Source organism: Massilia horti, assembly GCF_004614195.1.
Classification (GTDB): domain Bacteria; phylum Pseudomonadota; class Gammaproteobacteria; order Burkholderiales; family Burkholderiaceae_D; genus Telluria; species Telluria horti.
Map to the genome: position 1 here is coordinate 58819 of NZ_SPUM01000081.1, position 19696 is coordinate 78514.

The following is a 19696-nucleotide window of genomic DNA, read 5'->3' on the forward strand; positions in this document are numbered from 1 at the left end:
GCTCCCCATGTCCTACGACGCCCCCGAACTGGTAGAACCAACCTACCCGCTGCCGGCGCCTACGCCTGACGCCGATGGTGTACTTTCCGTCAGTGCACCGGTATCGCCAAAGGAGATTACAACCCGCCCCAGTGTGCCGGTGCCACCGCCGGACGCCATGCCAGTGATCGTCGTGCCAGGCATCATGGGGACGAACCTGCGGGCGACGAGCGACCCAGCCAAACCCAAGAATGGCGAACTGAAGCCGGGCGAAGCGGCATGGCAGCCGCCCAACGGGCAGATCGATAAAGCTAAAATATGGACTCGATGGCGCGGAAAGACCGCTAAACAGCGCCAAAAAATTTTCGATGCGCCGACACTTGAAGTTGACGACCGTGGCGAAATCGATTTGGGCGTCAATCCGAATAATTATGTTATCGACTCAAAAATCGCGCGTCAGCGCGGTTGGGGCAAGGTTCACTGGGACAGCTATGGCAAGCTACTGGTTCACCTCCAGCAAGACTTGAACAAACCGTTCGTGCCGTCGCAGGGCAAGACAGTTCCCGCTCCAAATTGGGTGAGTGCCAACTATGTAGATCGCGCTCATTGGGGATGCACCAAACAGGACGAAATGGCGCCACTCGAGCGCGAGGATCTCGCTGCCCTTGCCAGATTCAACCACCCTGTATATGCGTTCGGTTACAACTGGCTGGAATCGTGCGAGAACGCGGCTCTGGCCTTAAAGGAATTTATTGCGGCAGTGCGGGCCGAATGGGATCGGCCCAACCATCCTTGCCGGCCGGTGGTCCTGGTCACGCATTCAATGGGCGGATTGGTTGCGCGCGCGTGCGCCAAGATGGCTCCCGAGAGCATCGCAGGGGTCGTTCATGCCGTGATGCCCGCTATCGGCGCGCCGGCAGCCTACCGCCGCATTGCGTGCGGTGTCGAAGGGGATGCACCTGGCATCCATCCAATAGACAACTCGATCAGAGGGTGCTTTGCTGAAATCGTAGGGCGAAGTACCGACCTGACCACACCAGTCATGGCGGTGGCACCCGGCCCGCTAGAACTGTTGCCAAACCACTTATACCCGGGGCCGTGGCTGTTCGCGGCCATCAAGCGCGAGGATGGCGAACGGTCGCAATTATTGCGCTTGCCTACCGGGAACCCATACGACCTGTATGGCGACACGAAAGCATGGTACCGAATGATTGATCTGGCGTTGGTCGATCCCGCAAAGAAATTCGGCAGTGTCCAGGAGATCGAAAAGTCTCTTACACGTGCAATTGATCAAGCCGAGCGCTTTCACACCAAGGTGCTTGGCGATTACTATCACCCGAACACCTACGTGTTCTACGGTGCAGACAAGGCGGGATTGTCATTCGGCTCGTGTACGTGGATCGCGGAGCATGCTGGCGACGCTGTTTCGAGCAAGCTAGTTGCCAATGGCAGGCTGCGTGGCCGCCCGGTGCCCGACGTGAGGGAGGTCGAACTCGAAGGCGGCAAGACTCTCCGCTTCCGCCATGCGCACCAGGATGTCAATGGTGACGGCACCGTGCCGGAACAGTCCGGCGCCGCCCCACAAGGCAAGGTCAAGCGCATATTCCGCACCAAGGGCTACGAGCACCAGGAATGCTTTAACCAGCGTGAAATGCTTTTCCTGACCTTGCACCTCGTCGCGCGCATTATTCAAAAGGTGCAATGAGCCCGCTGCGCGAAACGACCCGTGGCGAATTGTTCGCTTTCCTAGTGGTCGTACTCGTGATCATTCCGGCCGGCGCATACCTTTGCCAAAAAATGCAGGCACACGGCCTGACAATGGAGGTCGAACAGATGACTGGGAAACTGCAATCAATGAAGACGCGGACGGTATGCTTCGGACGCTTCCTGGTCGATGTTCCTTCGGACGCAGAATTGAGCTACCGCGCTGCGCGGGTCGCTGGCTGGAGCATCGAAATCGATCCCTCAGAATCAGACGCGGCATTCGACGAACGTCTGGAGTCCATGAATGCCAGGCTGCGGAATGCCAAGAACGAACGCGACATGCCCAGCCTTGAGTCATCCAGCATCATCGAACACGATGGCCTGCGGGGCAGGCTGTTCCAATATGGCCGTGAATGGACGAAGGTCAGGCGATCAGGCCAAAAAGTGGAGATCGTGGACGTCTCGGCCGACGCGATGGTGCGGGGTAACTCATTGTCGGTCGCTTTTAGCCGCCGAAGTGTGCCGCTGGAACAAATCGGCGGGCTTGCGCAACAGATCAAGCAGGTGCGCACACTGGCGCCGGACGAAATACCGACGGAACCCGGATTCTGCTACGGCGGCTTGCTGGTCAAGGATCCGCTCACCTCGGAACAAGCCGAAACGGTCACCATGTTCATCCATTTGAAGAGTCACCCGGACATTTCGTTCTACATGACCACTGCCGCTGGCACCCGTCCCGATCCTGAAACTCTGCTGCAGCGCGACGACAAGAATACGGCCTATCGCGAGTTTCCTGGTCAGTTCCATACTTTACGGCGCGGTAAGCGAACGTTAGGCGACTTGGCTGGCGAGGAAATTCTCCAGCGCGTAACAGAACGGAATGGAACAGTCGCTCAAAGCTTTTGTTGGGAACTGACAGGGTCCGAAGATAACGTGTATCTCCCGTTCCTTTACTTTGAACTTGGCAGCGGTTATGGCGAAGACGACAGATCCGTCAACTCAAGTATGAAGGACGCCGAGATGATAGCGCTCTGGGACCGAATCTTGTCGAGCCTGCGCGTGCGCCCGACGGGCGGCGCGAAGCCGAAAGCCGAGCCCCCCATCCCGCCGCAACTCAACACTCAGGCATTGGCCAACACTCCCTGCCCTGCAAGCGGCTTATGGAAGTGCGGCGATGGCGGCAACGGAGTGGTGGTCGAAAACGGCGACATCCAGCATTTCGAGAAGGGGGTGCGCATGCCGCAGGCGGTGCTGCTGGCGCCTCCGACCTTAGCGCAGCGCCTGACCGGACAACGCACCCGCTTCAAGAACCGCAGCGCGACCGTGTGGACTTTGGTCGGCCGGCGCGCCACAGCGCGCCCTTTCGGGACGAGCGAAACAACAATGACCAGCGCTTCAGGGACCGGGTCCACGATTGAGCTTGGCACGATCGCGGCGACTGGCGAGCGGTGCCCGGCCAGCGGCTGGTGGATCTGTGCAGAACCCGGCGCGCTGGACAATACACAATGGTTCCGACAAGGCGACCTACTGCCCACGGCGACGTTCCCCCTCCCACGCACATGGTTCGAGCAGCTGCGCCGCGAACCTGCCGCTTACACAACTCGCAGCGTATGGAAGCTGCTGCGGCATGCCCCTGCCCCGACTAATCCGTCCTCGGATCTTGAAGCAGCTAGTGGCAACATCGCAGCTGTCCTACCCGACCAGCAAGGCGAACAAGAGGCCAGCCCGACCAAAGCCGACGCCGATTCAACGAAGGGACGCGGCCATGCCTAAAAATGGACATGAATCCGCTGCGGGAAATAACGCGCGGCGAGTTGCCTACGTTACTGGTGCTCGTATTCGTGATCATTCCGGCCGGCGCTGCGAGAGTCTAGTCCTGGTCAGTTACGGCGTCGCCTAAAGTTTCGCGGCCTGTCTCACTCGGCGGCCATGGAGGTAGCCTATTGTTTGGGGAAAACCCGACTCGAGAATCGCCTCTTCCCATGCCTCTGGGTCACCGCGAAATCCGGTCCGGTCCCATTCGTGTTGGCGGATTAGGAAATTTCGCACGGTGGATGCTATCCATTTCATGCCAATTTCCCTAACGCCCCCGTGCCGCGTAGCTACGGTTTGAAAACGCTCCCAAAGAATCGGCGCTTCGCTTTCGAGCCGCCATCCGTCTGCGAACGCCACGGGCATAAAGGCTTCACTGTGGCTTTTAACACTGATGTCGGCTTGATCCAACGGGGCGTGTATATTGTCGTAACAGCGAATGGTCTGCATCAAGTCAATTTCCGACGCGATGCCCTGGAGCTTGTTTTGCTCTCCCAGAAACTGACCAATCTGTTCGGTACTTTCGTGGTTAAGGAGAGCGTCTCGGGTCTTTGCAAGATCCGGCCCACCGAAAAGGATGACGATGAGGTGGACGTCAGCTAATAGTATCAAATCTTTCGAAATATCTCGAAGGCAATTGAACTCGGGTTGGGTCCAGCTTTGCGCTTCGTCCACAAAGAGGGCGATTCTGTCGCTGCCCTTAGATTCCACGAGTTCCCAAAAGAACCGGATGAGCCTATTGCGCAAGGCGCCGGCTTGCCCCCTCGGGGCCAACGCGCAAGTGCAACCCTCAAGCATTTCAGCGAAAAACTTGGCCTCGCTGAATCGGTCGTGGTTTTTGGCGATCGTGCGAAGCACGGGGGCGCTCGGAAGGTTGGCGGACAATTGATCTGTGAGCACCTCGATGGCGGACGTCTTGCCAAAACCAGAGGGCGCGACAAAAGAAACCGCCGTATCATGCAACGTGACGGCTTTTAATATATGGGGGTAAGCGACGCAGATGGGTGGCGTGAGCATTGGACGATCCAGCAAATCGAGGATCGCGGCAGATGGCTTCGGTAAGGGCGACGCGGCGTGTATCGACATGCTGCTCTCCTTTTCATTCTCTCGGTCACTTCGAAAGGGTTTCCGGAAAACGGGCTTGACCAGCGGCGAAGGTTAGCTGAGCGCCATGACGGAAACTGCTGAGTGCACAGCCACGAATACTAGCCGAAACGACAAGTCACTCGCGCACGATTAGTGACATTCCTTTGCCGTTGACAGGCAAAATGGGAAATTCGGGCCGAAACGATTGGCCGCGACAAGCAAGCGCTCTCCTCTGCTGACCTGATGGTCTTGCGACCCGCCGCGAACGGCCAAAGGTAATATGGGCTAGCCAACCGCGCCCGCGCAGAGTGTCGTCGCTCCAGGAGTAACGCGACTATGATGTGCGGCGCCACAAACAACAGGTTCAGCCTTCCAGGCGAAGCTACGCCCGGCTCCGTAGGCGATCGTCGCCAAGTAGCAGTCAATTGACTGAATCGGGATGGCGTGTCCTTGATGGCCGAGTTATCGCGAGCTCGACAAGCCCTCCGCGCGGACACTGAAGGTTTTGGAGCATCTTGAGCGACATCGCTAGCGCATACCTCATATGTGGCGACGTTAGAGCGCTTTTTGTCATACACAGATCCATGCACCGCTTCGCCTTCTAAATCAGCAGTGCTTGCGAACGCAGTGGATACGACCCTGAGCTACGTCTGAGCCGATAGTGCCTACGCGCCCGCGGCGTGAACACCTGATCAAGGAATTCAACCTCAGGAAATATAAATCCGCCTATCCAGTAACGATCCCTTAATTCGGACTTTTCCGTTAAAGCAAAACGCCCATGTACTTGTGGTCCTTTTACTCTTTCGCCTTTCGCAAAACGGGCGAGCAAGTCCTCGACACTACTACCTCTCGCTTGTTGAACAATGTGGTACCAGGCAGCGTAGTGCGCAACAAAGAGCGCTCGCCAAGCAAGTCGTGGAATACGGCCGTTGTATGTATGGTCCCAAAATGGTGGGAATTCGATGAACTTGGGTTTCTGCAAGGTCACCCACCACTTAGTTGTGCCAACCCAGTGCTTCTCGAATTGCCACCGTAAGCATAAAAGTGCAAGAACGCGCGACGGATAATCAACGACACGGTTCAGGCTAGATGGCTCAGGTAACTCGTTGACGTCGTGGTGGCGGAGTATCCACCGCTGCAGAACACGCACAGACGCCATATAAACTGTGTATGGTGCCTCCTGGTCATCAATACGCCTACGGTTTGAGTTAAACCTTGCAAATCGAGGCAGGCTCGCTTCGACCTTGATTTGAAGTGGCAACACCATCACTCCAGGGTACTTCGGAGCAGCTAAGTGCTTAGGTGCCGGTACGCTGTGGAGCGTTGCGCTCATGATCAGATCCTCTACATCACGCTCGCGATCTGGATCGATCCATCTACCGAAACAAGAGCGAAACATGGAAGTTGATTTGCGTGCTTGTCTGGAGGCCACCCACCAGGCCATGACTGGCTTAAAGGCCGCCTCAATCTCGTGAACCTGAGCGCGAATTGCCAGGTGCAGCGACAATTGGGGTGCGACGCCGGCGAAAGGTTGCCCGCAACTCGGACAACAATAACGCCTTTCAAAGAGCTTTTGTTCCAGTTGGTACGGCGGCATTGTTTCCCTGCAATTGCAACACCAATCCACTATAGACACTTTGTGTAAGGGACAGTCCTCAAGCACAACCATTTGGTGAATAAAGCTGTGATAGCCATGCGCAATACAGATCGGGCAGAATCGTACGACGCCACTCAGCCAAGGCCCAGCTATAAGCTTTTCGAATACTTTCTCTTCTTTAGTGGGGAGGTCCCAGCCGGAAACCGCAGCGAATTTCGTTTCCGCGAACCAGTATTCCAAATAGCCGAAGTGAGGCTTTTTAACCGCAGTGTCTGTGCAGTGGGGTCGTAAATTTCTCGCTGAGAGCGCATTGCGCCACGCGAACCGCATGACTGCGCTGAAAGTAGACTCGTATGGTATTGGGCCGTACGCTGTACCATTCCATGTTGGGAGCGTGCATGGAGGGCCGTGGGTTAGCGATGCCTCGATGTCTTGACTTTCCGACGCCAGAGGATTTGCAGTAATCCTTTGTCCGAACATTATTGTCCCTTTCCGCGGAGAGGCCACTCGGATCATGGTAGCCAACAGCCCCTGAACGCGCGCTTTTCGACATATCGTACAGAGCTGCGAATAAACAATTGCATTGTGACATGACCTATCGACCTGCTAATACCGAGAAACGTGCGCCATCATCAGAGGAAATTTTTAGAACAGATATTCTGTCCTGACGGGCGGACGGCGCTCTCGGCTTCCTGAGCGCAGGTGGTTATAGGGCAATTTGGAAGCGACGACGCATCAGGGGTCTCAGCCAAACTGCTAAGCTAGAAAGGCCTGATCGGCATCCCTGGGACAGTGGGAAAGAACACACCCCCAGAACTCAGGGAAGTGATTTCCTGCGGCAGGTCGAACACAGCAACTAGATGATTCATCGGAAGGGAAGCGAGGTTTTGGAGCCTCACCCTTCCGTAACGACGTGCACGTCGAATCGCCCAATAGTAACCGGCGAAGACAGCCAAGTAGATCGCACGATAGGCGATCCGCGGTAGCCTCCCTTCACAGGTGCGAAGGCCGATGATGGGTTCATCCATCAGCTCAAGGTCCCCCAACGCCTGTCCCAGACTCGAGAAGGAAGTTAAGCTATTCATCATGAATACATAGGCCAGTTCTTGCGCAGGCAATGCCATCGCATCAATTCCGTTATCGTCCTCCGCCTGTCGCCAGATAGCACGCAATTCAGCCTCGCGCTTAAGTACCGCTGCAGGTCCGCCGAAAAGCCAGCGCTGGAATGAACGTATCGTTGCACGATAAACTGCGGTTGGCGTGCGGACCCGGCGGCGCCATGGGCGATTCCCGGTTAAACCAGGAGCGGCATCCTCGGTTCGCATCTGCACATTCCAACTTAAAATGGTTACAGCGGCATTGGAGCCGCCGACGTTATCACAGGGAAATGGGAGCAATTTCAAAGCCACCGCCCGTACCAACACTTCTGGGTTGCACCACTGAATCGTTGTGTCGGCAACCATGAAGGATTTCCGCTTGACGATGTACTGCAAGGGGGCCAGGCGGTAAGCGGCATCGCGCATCCATTGCAGACGAGGATCGAATGCACGCTTGAGTTCGGCCTTGTGCAAGCGAAAATCGAGATGAGCCGACAACCTGGGATCGGCTCCACTCAGGCTCGCTTCGCAGGCGAGACATCGGTACGGTTTCAGGGTCAGTTGGGTCGTCATCCCATAGTCACCGGTTGTGCAGCCACAAGATTGGCAACATTGGGTCAAGAGGCAACCGTGCAGTGGGCAAGCATCCTGGAGGACGAATTGATACCAAATGCTATGGTAACCGGCTTCTAGGCATATGGGACAGAACCGTAGCTTCTTGCACATCCACGGGCCCGCGGTGCGAGCAGCGAAGCGCAAGCACTCCGCTTCTGCAAGACAGGGCAAGTCCCAGGAGGTAAGGATGGTGAAATCTACACTCAAGTCAATCGCCTGACTGGTCCCCCTGTTCCCCAGCCTTTGTCGTCCACAGCACATCCGGAGCAGAGAGGCTCCGCGCAACCCGTTTTGCCAGCCAAAGCGCCATAGGGCACTGAGAACGGACTCATGCGGTAGAGGCTCATGTTGCACACCATTCCAACCTGTAACGAGCTGGTTGTTCATCTGTCAGCAAGCTGGGTGCGAATTGATGTGCGGCGGCGATTGAAATTAATGCAACAGTGTTTGAGAGGATGACTGGTTTTCGCGAATCGGTTTTGATATCCGACGAGGTGCATGCGGGTGCACTTGACGCGTGGAGGCACCGAAATATGGACGGAAGCTCAGGTGCCAACCAAGGTCGGGAGAAATTAGACTAAGCGCGCAAGCTGCGGCCATCCTGAGATAGATTCCGCCCAGCTGGGAGAGGTGCTGTTGTGCGAGACTGCGGCCCGCGGGTGACACGGGCGGACCAAGCCAGCCGCGTGCATTCTTACTCATGGCTGCGCCAGCACGGCTGGCTGAGCCACTGGTGCTCTTGCAGACCGCTATGGGCTCAGTCGCGGGTCGACTGGGTGGGTTCCGGAACGGAGCACCAACAACTCGCGGCGACATTATGTGGCGGCCGCATGAAGGCTGCGGCTGAGACCCAAGCAGAATCCTAAACGCCACGATTTTGAATACGGTCAGTCGACAATCGCCTTATCGATCAATCTGCCGCCCTTGCGCTCCTTGGGACGCAGTGTCGAAATGCAATCACCGCGCTATCTCGTATCTTGCCGCGATCGAAGAGGCGCTAGTTTTGAATACCGAGAACGCAGCAGAAACCGCCAACCTCATGGCTACTCTTGCTCGCCACAGAGTGGCGGGCTGAGGGGCCGCCTTGTCTACAACCACTCGGGAACCGCTGAAGGAGGATGTGCCAGTCCACACGCCGAGCAAACATAGCACGATGACGCGTCTGGGGCGGCTTCCCGGCCGTGAGGAACTGGGCGACTTTAGCTTCGAGTACGCGCCAAAGGTGTCTAACGCAGCCAGTTCGAGGAAGATCTTGGCTCGGCTGCATCGAGCACAGTGGCCCCTCTGCTGCCGGCGGACAAACAGCGAAAAGCCGACATATTGCAGAGGGTGCGAGAGGAATGACACCGTTCGCTGGGAAAACGCATCAATTTTCAATCGATGTTGACATTATCTCTTGACTTTGACTTTCTTGCCCTGCTGTTTCATCTCTGCCGCGGCAGCAATCGCTAATGCATCTTCAATCAGGGCGTATTCGACGGCGTCCGCCCACGCCTTCGGACCAATTTCAAGTGTTGCAGAATCTTTGGCAGCGTGGTCGAGTAACAGGGCACGGATCGCAAGGAATAGTTGACGGGCAGGGAAACCTGCTTTTGTTGAATTGGAGCCAGCAGCCGATATCAAAGCGTCGAGCAGCGCCTTGGCTTGTGCTTGCATCCGAAACCCAGCCGTCCATGCCCTCGGGATGAAAAACTGCGGCCAAGCAGAACCGTTCCGATCCGGAAAGACCGCACTATCAATTCCTGCCAAGACTGCTGTAAAGTCCTCAACGGTGCTAAGTCCTCGAAAGCTCCGCTTACGCATCGTAAATCTGCTGACCAGATCGAGATGGCCACCGTCTCGGAGCTTCTGAATAACTCCGTCAAATTCCGGATCCTGCCCCATCATGATTACGACGAGCTGCACCCCCTCTTTGTCAAGCTCGTTCCCGACGTCTTTCAGGAATTTGAAATCCTGCAGCGCCATCTCTTGCGCTTCGTCGATCAACAACACGACGAGGTCGAGCCCCGATTCTGTGCCTCCATCGATTAACCGATTTATCAGCCGCTCACGGAGATCGGAAGTCTCTCCTTTTCGCTCACTGTGTCGAGCCGTACGAAGGAAATGTTTGAAGAACGCTCGGATCGACGGCACCTGGTGGTTCAAGATCACGTGACGAAACACGCACATTTCCGGGAACTCTTTCCTCAATTGACTTTCTACCATAGTTAACGCATAGGACTTGCCGACGCCGCTTTTGGCGGTAAAACAACAGCCGGGCTCACGCAGCAGGACAATTCGTTTGATGGTCCTATACAACTCACTGATGGGCGGCGTCGGCAGCACAACTTTTCCGCTCAAAAGTGGGTGTTTAATGGCAACCTTCATTCCGCTGCCCTCCGCTGAATGTTTCGGCGGCGCGGCCTCGCACATCGAGGGGGAGTCGCTCAGGGCAAAAGCGTTATCATTTGGCATGGTCAGTCGCCTCTCTCAATTGGGTGCATGTCAGGAATGCTGTTGAGGCCAAAAGGATCCATTCGTGGGCCATCAACCCCAACTGACTCGACGTGGTTTCCAACCTCCACCACTTGAGCAGGGGCTGGCCGCAGGTGGGACTTGCTAGGCGGCTGTTGCGGCGCGGTGGGTTCAGGGAGCGCCCGTTCCTTCACCTCCACCTCCGCCTCAGCCTCGGCCCTCTCCAGCTTGGGAGCAATTCGCGCGAGCGCCAACGCGTCCTTAGAGCACCGTGGAGCCTTCGATTTTCCGCGCCGCTTTTTGGTTATCTCGTCGGCCCTGCCATGCACCCATCGGCGCACCGTTGACAGCCCGTTTTCGTGTAGTTGAGCAGAATAGCCGGCGCTGTTGATCAGTGCGCGATCGCGAAAGGATATCTGAATACCTGCCCACTTACGGGGCGGCTCTATCCACCCAAGATCCTCCCCCGTGTCCTTCACAGTAACTCTGACGAGTGCCGTGGAGCGGCGGTCGCAATACGCAATGAGCTTTTGTTCGATCAGGTCGTACCTTTGAGCCAAGCCGGGACTCGTATAGCGCCAGCGGCCGATATTGACATATGGGCGCACGTTCTTTTTGAGGTTGCCTCGAACCGTCACCTCCTCAACGTGAGCCATCAGCCGCAGGTCTTCCTGGGCGGGCTTCGGCAGCGGCAGGCGCAGAAAGCCGCTGGCCGGATGACGCATCGCGGCTTGCAGCGCCTGAATCGGCGCTGCCTTCTGCAACGTGTCGCCACGAGTTTCGTTGTGCTCTCGGATGCATCCGTAAATGATGGCCACAAGTTCGTTCAGCATGATTCTGAAACGAACTGCCTCCTGATTGGGGGAAGCGCTACGCCGGGTATCGCCGGGACCAGACCCATAGGTGGATGGAAGCCTTTGCAAGCCACGGCGGGTCAGCGCGCCGAAAACGCGCTCTATGAGGTCACGGCGCCACCACGCCTTGATGGGGCCAAAGTTTACAGCGCAGCCCACTGTGTCGATGATATTGCTAACAACCTCAGCAGCAGTATTGCACTTCGCGTTGTCCATTTTTAGGACGCTGAAGCATTGATGCTCTAATTCTGGGAACATCTGGTTTGGAAGGACCTTCTTATCAACTATTAAGGCGCACCGTGGGTCACCCTCTTTAAAGCTAAGCGGGCGCAACGCCGATTCGATCACCTCGAGCACACTGTCACTGCTGGGATTTAACTCCAAAGCGATATAGACGCCAATCACGAGACCGAGTTTTTCCTCCACCAGCAATCCGAAGTACCAGCGCCGAAGCGGAAGGTCGATCTCGACACCAAAGGCATTTTCGATCACGATAATCGAAGCGGCGTCGACCAAATGAAAATCGAGTTGGACAGCGCCAAATGCCCGCAGCGATGGCAGTATAGACTTTTGTCCGTTCCCGACGGTGGTGCGACGCGCTGCTTCCTCGCCAGATCTAGCCCGAATCCATCTGGCGCTGTCGCATCCAAGCAGACTAATACAATACTTCCTCAGCGACTTATACCCCACATTTTCGGTATTGAATGGCCAGTCGTCATCCGTCAGGCCTAGTTCACGTAATTTGGTCGTGAATTCTCCGTGCAGTTCCATATAAGGGATGCGTACCTCGTCGACCGAATGGCTGCTTGATTCCGGTAGGAACAATGCTCGAATATATTCTTCGACGTCCGGGTACCGATCGAACAGTTGGCGTAGAGCTCCTGCACAGCCGCCAGAACCTCCACCTCGTACGTGCTGAACTGCTGCAGTCCGCTTATAACCATCGGGGCGCCAACCCTTTAGCAATGCATAAAACCCAGTGATCTCGCCATCGCCAGCTTGGCTGATACACCTTTTCACAAGACGCCGTACCTCTTGTGCGTCCTTTCCGGTCTCATCAAAAATCGTCGCTGCAGATTCGCCGTCAGCGTACATTTCGACCGCGCGACGCCGGGCGGCAAATCCAGGATCAGCCCGCGCGAACTCGATGTCCGGTTCAGGCCACTTGCTCGTGTCCGTATATGCATATGGAATAAGTACTCGGCGTCGCCCTTGGGTCATACTGCCTCCGCTACCAACAATGTCTCCTCCGAAAATAGCCGCGTGTCCAAATTTGCAGAAACGCGGCCCGCCTGCAGGAACCGGGCGATGGTTGCAACCATCAGTGCTCGGTCGATCCCATCTTGTTGCAGCAACTCACGCACTGATACTTTCCCTGAGCTGTCTAGATGGCCACGAAGAACTCGTGCCTCGCGATGGGAGGGGTAATGGCGTGCCCGTGTCATTGCTGCGCAAAGCAACAGCCAGTTGTCAAAGGCGACCGCTTTACCGGCCACGTCCCGCTCTGTGCGCTTTACGTAGACAGCACCGCCTGGCTCAGCGGCACCGGCCAAGACGCTTGGCGGAGCCGGCGCCTTGCTACGTGAGGACGTAGACCGGGTGACCTCCCACCATTCGTTGGATCCGTCACGGCGCTCCACTTCAAGATCGGGGCAGACTTCGACCAGGTCACCGCCAACGGGAATCCGAAAGGGGCTTGGCCGCACTTTGTATCCCGCCACTGATGGGTCGCCTTCCAAAAGCACACAGAGCATGAAGTTGAGATCGCCATCGATGGTTAAGCGCCTTCCATTCTTAGGCGATTCGAAGATCCAAAGGTTGAACGGCTTTCGTCCCCGCTCGTTGATTCGCTGTAGCAAGGACTGACCGGACATTTCCGATTCGGGCTCTGCTGCCCTGTGAAAAGTTCTTTTCATTTGCGGCCCCTTGATATACCAAGCGCACACTGCTGAGGTTGCGGACCTGCGTGAGACAACGCAGAAGGCGAATTTATCTGTTGTTAGTCTCTTTTTTTGCTTGGGATGGCGATACGGCTCGGCTTGTCTTATTAGTCAAAAAGATTAGCTTTTCTTTAATTTCTTCGGCGCACGAATCGGACCGTCCCAGCCAAGGCTGGCCATCAGTGGCGTGGCAGAGCGAAGGGTCCACGACAAGCGCGAGCAGCCCAGCCGTGCTCACTGCCGAGAAAAGTGAGCCTCCCCCCGGCGCGTTTGGTGCGGTGCAAGCGGATTTTGGGCGTCTCGAGCAGCGCCGTTTTGCAGTTCAAGTGCAAAGTCACGGGCGCCAAGCCAATGCGCACACCGCCTGGCTCCCGTCTGTCCCAGATCGCAACATGGCTCTAAGACGGGCGAGCGGTCGTTTGCGATGTGTCGGTGCGATGTGTCTAGACGCCCCTAGCTGGATGAAGATGCCTGACCCGGCGGCGGTCGCCCACCCCTCAAACACCTCGGTCGCAGGTGCCCTGGCCTAAGGTTGTGGCTCTTGCATACATTTTGGATGCACCTTCAGGTAATCAGCGGCACGCATTCTTTTTGGGCGTACCTTTAGGTTAAGTCGAACTTTTTCGCTGCACATTCAGGTTTGTCGGTATAAACCTAATAAGTCAGCCGTTGAGCACGTATGCCCAGCAAAATCAACGGCTTACGGAGTGAGGGGTGGATGAACCTTTAGGTAAGAGGGTTCCAAGCCGAACCACCGAGCGGCTCGTCTTGGCCGGCCGCCAGATAGTTCACGCATGCACCTTCTCGTGCCGTTCCAGCATTTCTACGAACTGGGCAATTTTCTTCGCGCGCGTTTCAGCCTTCTTCGCGGTTTGAATCCTGAACAGAATGGCGTATCGATTCCGGCTATCGAGAGCTGCAAAGAAATTCTTGGCCCGCGTATTACAGTCCAGTGCGAACTGGAAGTCGCTTGGTACGGTGGCCTTGCTGGCTGAGTCATACGCTGCATCCCAACGCCCGTCACTTTTGGCGCGCTCAACTTCCTGAAGGCCTGCCGGTTTCATTTTTCCCGTTTTGATCAGGGCAAGCGCCTTGTCCTTATTGATCTTCGACCAGACGCTTTTGTCCGAGCGCCGAGTGAATTTCTGGAGCCAGAATTGATTACTGTGGGCCTGTTTTTGCCCATCTATCCATCCAAAGCAAAGCGCGACCTCAACGGCTTCATCATATGAAACGGACTGTACATCGCTACCTTTTTTTGCGAGCTGCAACCACACTCCGAGCGACGATTCGTGGTTTTGTGTCAGCCAATTGGCCCAGTCTTCTTGTCGTGCAAAGTGCTCAACCGGCAGTGTTGTGGATGACTTGGATTGAGGTTGCACGTCAGATTCCCTTTGCGGCACGTCGGTCAAGGTTGAATGATTTGTCGGAGTTGAAACATTTTAAGGCATTCTTGGGAGCGACCCGCGAACGCTTCCCCTGCTTTTCACCCTGTCCAGGTATTCCTGCATTTCGCTCCACTTTCCCGTCGATTGGTCGCAAAAGCTCTGGCACGTAAGTACAGAAAATGATACTTTCCGTGGGTTAATGTTTTTGTTCTTTAATCCACACTCACATACATATGCCGAGCACCACTGTCGCCAAAATCCCGTCCGCCTGCAAAGCCATTCCCACCGCAATTGCCCTGCTGGTCCTGAGCCTGAACGTCCACGCGCAGACCGCGCCCGCCAGCGACAAGCCCGCTGACGCGAGCACCGTCAAGCCGGTAAGCAAGGCGGACGAAAAAACTTCCACCAAGGCGCCAGCTGACGCATCGCAGCAAGCTGGCACGATGCAGACCGTGACAGTGGTCAGCGAACGCCAGACCAACCGCGTCGACCGCCAGGTCTACGACATCAAGAACGACGCCAGCACCGCGGGTGCCTCGATCGGCGACGTGCTGAACAACGTCCCGTCGGTCAACGTCGATCCCAACGGTACGGTTCGCCTGCGCGGCAGCGAGCGCGTGACCGTGCTGGTGGACGGCAAGCCGACCGCCCAACTGCAAGGCGAAAACCGCGCAGCCGCCATCAATGCGCTGCCGGCCGAGAACTACGAATCGGTGCAGGTCATCAACAACCCGGGCGCGGAATTCGGCAACGAAGCCGGCGGCGGCCCCATCCTCAACCTGATCTCGCGCCGCTACACCAAACCGGGCGGCACCGGTTCGATGGCGGGCACGGTGGGCCCGAACGGCCGCCACAGCGCATTCGCCAACGGCAGCTACAGCTCCGGCTACGCGTCGGTGAACGGCACCCTGAACGTGCGGCGCGACGGCAACGACACCGACACCGACCAAGTGCGCGACCGCATCGACCCGGTGACCAAGGCCGTCAGCCGCCTGCACCAGGACGTCCATCGCCACGGTATCAACTCCTTCGTCCAGGCCGGCGTGGGCGGCCGCTACAACTACAGCGAAACCGACACCGTCACCGGCTCGGTCTCGGTCAGCAAGCGCGGCAACGACGGCAGCCAGAACGAGCACTTCACCGACTACCGCACCGGGCAGTCGGCGGTGGTCGATTACTTCACGCGCCGCAAGTCCACTGGCGACGCCCTGAACCACGAGTTCGTGACCGGCTGGGAACGCCGCTTCGCGACCGATGGCAAATCGCTCAAGGTTGACCTGCGCCACTCGTCCAACAACAACACCAACGACACCGGCACCGTGTACCAGCCGACGCTGCTGCCCGCCACCTACGGCCCGAGGCTGAGCAACTACACGCAGAACGCCGAGACGCAGGTCCGCATGACCGACCTGAGCAGCGACTTCACCAACCCGATCGCCGGCGGCCTGCTCTCCACCGGCGGCCGCTGGCAAAAGACCAGCCAGTCTTTCGACAACCGCTACCTGTTCTCGGATAACGGCAGCCTGGACGGCAATCGCACCAACCTGTTCGAGCTCGACCAGACCGTGGTGGCGGCCTACGGTACGTATGAACGGCCGCTCAGCAAAGCGTGGTCCTTCAAGGGCGGCATGCGCGTCGAGCGCACCGACCTCGACCTGAACCAGGTCTCGACCGCGATCAAGGCCAGCAACAAGTACACCAACTACCTGCCGAGCCTGTTCCTGACCTACAAGCTGGACCCGAACACGAATATTCGCCTGTCCTACGCTGACCGCATCTCGCGTCCGAATGCTGGCGACCTGAACCCGTTCATCAACTACTCCAACGACTACTACGTTACCTCTGGCAATCCGAGCCTGCATCCAGTTAAGATGCATTCGCTGGAACTGGGCTACGAAACGCGCATCATGGGCCTGATGCCGGTCAGCGCGCGCGGCTACCTGCGCCGCGAAGGCGACGTGATCACCGACCGCCGCGTGTTCCTGAACGATATCACCGTCTTGACCACCAAGGACAATATCGGTGACCGCCGTTCCGGCGGCGTCGAGTTCTCGGTGATGGGCATGATCCCGCCGAACATGAAGGTGGGCGGCTTCACCCTGCCAAGCATCCGCTTCATGTTCAACGGTAACTACGGCTTCATTGAACAGGACAGCGTGGGTGCGATTGGCCTGACCGGTGGGAAGCGCCGCACCCCGGCGCTGCAACTGCAGGGCGGCGGACAGTGGCAGATCACCCCGGCCGACGTGCTCACCTTCATGACCTTCCACCAAGGCAGGCTGCTGTCCGGCGAGGGCTATCGGGAACCGTTCGGCACGTTCAACCTCGCGTACGAACACAAGTTCAACCCGCGCCTGTCGCTCAACATCCGTGCCAACGACGTGCTGCGCTCGACCGACCAGAAGTTCCGCGTCGCGACCGACACGCTGCTCGACCGCACCGACACCCGCGTTCACCAGCGCCGCCTGTACCTCGGCCTGCGCTACACCTTCGGCGGCGTGACCGGCAACGACGCGGTGCGCAACGCGCTGCAGTCGGCAGGCGTGAATATGGACAGCCAGGCGGCGAAGGACGCGATGCGCATGGTGCAGAACCAGCAGCAGATGGAGAAAGACGTGCAGGCCAAGGCGGCCGAAAAGGCCAAGGCGGCTGAAGCCGAAAAGGCGCAGCCCGCACCTGCACCTGCTGCCCCTGTGAATTCGCCTGCATAACGCAACCGCCGGGCCAGCGGTAAAGCAGCGCTCAGGCGCTGCCTGCGTTAGCCCGGCTATTTCACCGGTCTCGCGGCCATTGATGCTGACGTCACTGGCTACGTTCCTGCATCTGCCCCGTAACATCCTGCGACGCGCCCACCATCGTCGCGGCATTGCCATTCTCGTCCCACGTTATCTCACCCTCTTCGCGAATGTTGCGCTGACTTCCGTCCGGCAACATGATCGTGTATTCCACCCGATATGGTGCTTTGTCGACGATGGCCGCCTGCATTGCCGCCTCCACTCGCGGCCGGTCCGCCTCGATGATCGAGGCGAGAAAGCGCTCGATCGTCACCTTGAATGCCTGCGGCGCCCAGCCAAAGATGCGATAAGCCTCGTCAGTCCAGGTACATTCGTCGGTCTGGATGTTCCAGTACCACGCCCCGAGATGGGCGATTTCCTGGGCCTTGGCCAGCAGAGCTTCGTTCTGGCGCAGGGCTGCCTCCGCGCGGCGACGCTCGGTGATATCGAGACTGACGCCGATCATCTTGACCGGGCGCTGTTCGAAGTCGCGTACCAGCGTGGCGCGCGACGACACCCAGCGTGTCGTATCGCCATCAACCACCCGGAATTCCCACTCGTGCATTTCGCTGGCGTCGAGCGCGCGCCGCAGCACCTCGCGCAGACGTGCAATATCCCCGGGATGCACACAAGACCAGAACTCGTCCATCGTGTGGATATGGCGGCCGAACAGGATGACGTCGTTTGACGAATACTCGAGATGGTCGGTCATCACGTTCCACTCCCAGGTGACGACGCCTGATACCTCTTGCGCCAGCTTCATACGCGCTTCGCTCTCCATGATCTCAGCCAGGTGCTTCTTGCGCAGTTCGCGGATGTGCGGATCGTCCGCCGTGCTTGCCTCCAGCTCCGCGATCGCCTGCTCGCCGTAGCGCAACCAAAGCCAATTCACGCCAAGGAAGCGAGCCAGTTCCAATAGGCGCGGGTACTCGATTTCGCCGCCACGTGTCCACTTGTGGACAGCCGAGGGCGACACGTTCAATACCTCCGCCACCTGCTTCAGCATGATCTTCTTGTCTTCCAGCACTCCCTTTAGGCGGGCGCCAAACGTTTCTTCCATTGTTCTTCTCGAGTTTGATTAACCGTTGGTGAATTTTGTACCACGGAGGATACACCATTCCACGACGTTTGGTTGGCGATCAACTTGCGCTTGACAGTATGAGAAACAAGCTCATACACTCGACTCAAACAAATACAAGTGAATTAATTCACCACCAGCTAATCACAGCTAACAGGAGACAACCATGACGCAGCAAGCTTTCGCACCCGTCTGCCCGTTGCCGGGCGAATTGGGCTATACCCTGCCCGCCCAGTACTACACGTCGCAGGACATCTTCGAGCAGGAAAAGAAAACCATTTTCGCCCGCAACTGGATCTGCGTGATGCATCGCAGCCAGGTCGCCGCGCCGAACCAGTACGCCACCGCGAGCGTTGCTGGCGAAAACGTGTTCGTCGTGCGGGGACGCGATGGCGTGCTGCGCGGTTTTTACAACGTCTGCCCCCACCGTGCGCACGAGCTGTTCGCGCAAGGCTCAGGCAAGGCGAAGAACGTCATCACTTGCCCCTATCACGCGTGGTCGTTCGGCCTGGACGGCAAACTGATTCACGTACGCAACGCTGAGAACGTGCCAGGCTTCTGCAAGGACAATGCCGGGCTGACGCCGGTGCGCGTAGAGGAATTCTGCGGTTTAATTTTCGTCAACTTGGACATGGACGCCAAGCCGCTTGCTGAGCTGGCCCCCGGCCTGGATGCTGACATCCGCGCGCGCTGCCCCGACGTCGACCGGCTCGTGCCCGCCTATCGGCTCACGTACGAGATGAAAGCCAACTGGAAGGTCGTCGTCGACAACTATCTGGAGTGCCTGCATTGCCAGACGGCACACCCGGCGCTCGTCGAATCCATTAACATGGAGACCTACCGCCACGTCGTGCATGGCATCTATACGAGCCAGGTCGGCCAGACCCGCTCCGGCAGCGAAGCGTTCACCTACGACAGCGCCGCCCCCAACACCGACTTTGCTGCTTACTGGCTGTGGCCGAACGTGACGCTGAACGTCCTGCCGGGCGACGGTAACTACGGCGTCTTCTACATGTTCCCAGTCGATGCCGACACAACAGTTCAGCACTTCGAGTTCTACTTCCGCGATGCCACCCCGACCGAGGAACAGAAGCAGCTGATCGACTACTACAAGAACGTGCTCAAGCCCGAGGACCTGAGCATCGTCGAATCCGTGCAGCGCGGCCTGAAGTCGCGCGGCTACCGCAACGGCCAAGGTCCCCTGCTGGTCAGCGACGACAAGACCTCGGCCATCGGTGAGCACGGCGTACAACACTTCCAGCAAATGGTGCTGGAAGCACTGGCCGGATAAGCCACCATCAACAAATAGAAATGACAG

Annotated in this window: 12 protein-coding genes; 4 read left to right on the forward strand and 8 right to left on the reverse strand. The window is 57.6% G+C overall.

What is annotated here, in order from left to right; all coding sequences use genetic code 11:
• The first annotated feature begins 7 nt into the window (after positions 1-7).
• On the forward strand, positions 8-1684 hold the full coding sequence (locus E4O92_RS12565; RefSeq protein ID WP_135190114.1) for an esterase/lipase family protein: 1677 nt from the start codon (positions 8-10) through the stop codon (positions 1682-1684).
• Positions 1681-3456 (forward strand): T6SS immunity protein Tli4 family protein, encoded by a 1776-nt coding sequence (locus tag E4O92_RS12570; RefSeq protein ID WP_135190115.1) that lies wholly within the window; start codon positions 1681-1683, stop codon positions 3454-3456. The genes E4O92_RS12565 and E4O92_RS12570 overlap by 4 nt, the downstream gene beginning before the upstream one ends.
• A gap of 123 nt (positions 3457-3579) precedes the next feature.
• Here E4O92_RS12570 and E4O92_RS12575 read toward each other — a convergent pair whose 3' ends face one another.
• The 7 genes from E4O92_RS12575 to E4O92_RS12605 form a co-directional block, all read right to left on the reverse strand.
• The gene (locus tag E4O92_RS12575) at positions 3580-4581 is read right to left on the reverse strand and encodes an ATP-binding protein (RefSeq protein ID WP_135190116.1); all 1002 of its coding nucleotides are present in this window, start codon (positions 4579-4581) and stop codon (positions 3580-3582) included.
• Between the two features lie 601 nt (positions 4582-5182).
• A complete protein-coding gene (locus tag E4O92_RS12580; RefSeq protein WP_135190117.1) occupies positions 5183-6178 on the reverse strand; it encodes a hypothetical protein in 996 nt (331 codons plus the stop codon).
• 761 nt (positions 6179-6939) lie between these two features.
• Positions 6940-7848 (reverse strand): hypothetical protein, encoded by a 909-nt coding sequence (locus tag E4O92_RS12585; protein ID WP_135190118.1) that lies wholly within the window; start codon positions 7846-7848, stop codon positions 6940-6942.
• A gap of 1431 nt (positions 7849-9279) precedes the next feature.
• On the reverse strand, positions 9280-10344 hold the full coding sequence (locus tag E4O92_RS12590) for an AAA family ATPase (RefSeq protein ID WP_135190119.1): 1065 nt from the start codon (positions 10342-10344) through the stop codon (positions 9280-9282).
• Between the two features lie 2 nt (positions 10345-10346).
• Entirely contained in the window at positions 10347-12419 is a 2073-nt protein-coding gene (locus E4O92_RS12595) for a hypothetical protein (protein ID WP_135190120.1), read from the reverse strand.
• Positions 12416-13114 (reverse strand): hypothetical protein, encoded by a 699-nt coding sequence (locus E4O92_RS12600; RefSeq protein ID WP_135190121.1) that lies wholly within the window; start codon positions 13112-13114, stop codon positions 12416-12418. Before E4O92_RS12600 ends, E4O92_RS12595 begins: the two co-directional genes overlap by 4 nt.
• An 812-nt stretch (positions 13115-13926) precedes the next feature.
• Positions 13927-14520, reverse strand: a complete 594-nt coding sequence (locus tag E4O92_RS12605; protein WP_135190122.1) for a YdeI/OmpD-associated family protein — start codon at positions 14518-14520, stop codon at positions 13927-13929.
• A 239-nt stretch (positions 14521-14759) separates the two neighbouring features.
• Between E4O92_RS12605 and E4O92_RS12610 the strand changes: the two genes are divergently transcribed.
• Entirely contained in the window at positions 14760-17237 is a 2478-nt protein-coding gene (locus tag E4O92_RS12610) for a TonB-dependent receptor domain-containing protein (RefSeq protein ID WP_135190123.1), read from the forward strand.
• Positions 17238-17328: 91 nt separating this feature from the next.
• Here the strand turns inward: E4O92_RS12610 and E4O92_RS12615 are convergent, their stop codons facing one another.
• The gene (locus E4O92_RS12615) at positions 17329-18360 is read right to left on the reverse strand and encodes a helix-turn-helix domain-containing protein (RefSeq protein WP_135190124.1); all 1032 of its coding nucleotides are present in this window, start codon (positions 18358-18360) and stop codon (positions 17329-17331) included.
• Between the two features lie 184 nt (positions 18361-18544).
• On the opposite strand from E4O92_RS12615, the gene E4O92_RS12620 reads away from it, so the two are divergent.
• Complete coding sequence (locus E4O92_RS12620; RefSeq protein ID WP_135190125.1) at positions 18545-19669, forward strand: aromatic ring-hydroxylating oxygenase subunit alpha; 1125 nt, start codon at positions 18545-18547, stop codon at positions 19667-19669.
• Positions 19670-19696: the final 27 nt, after the last annotated feature.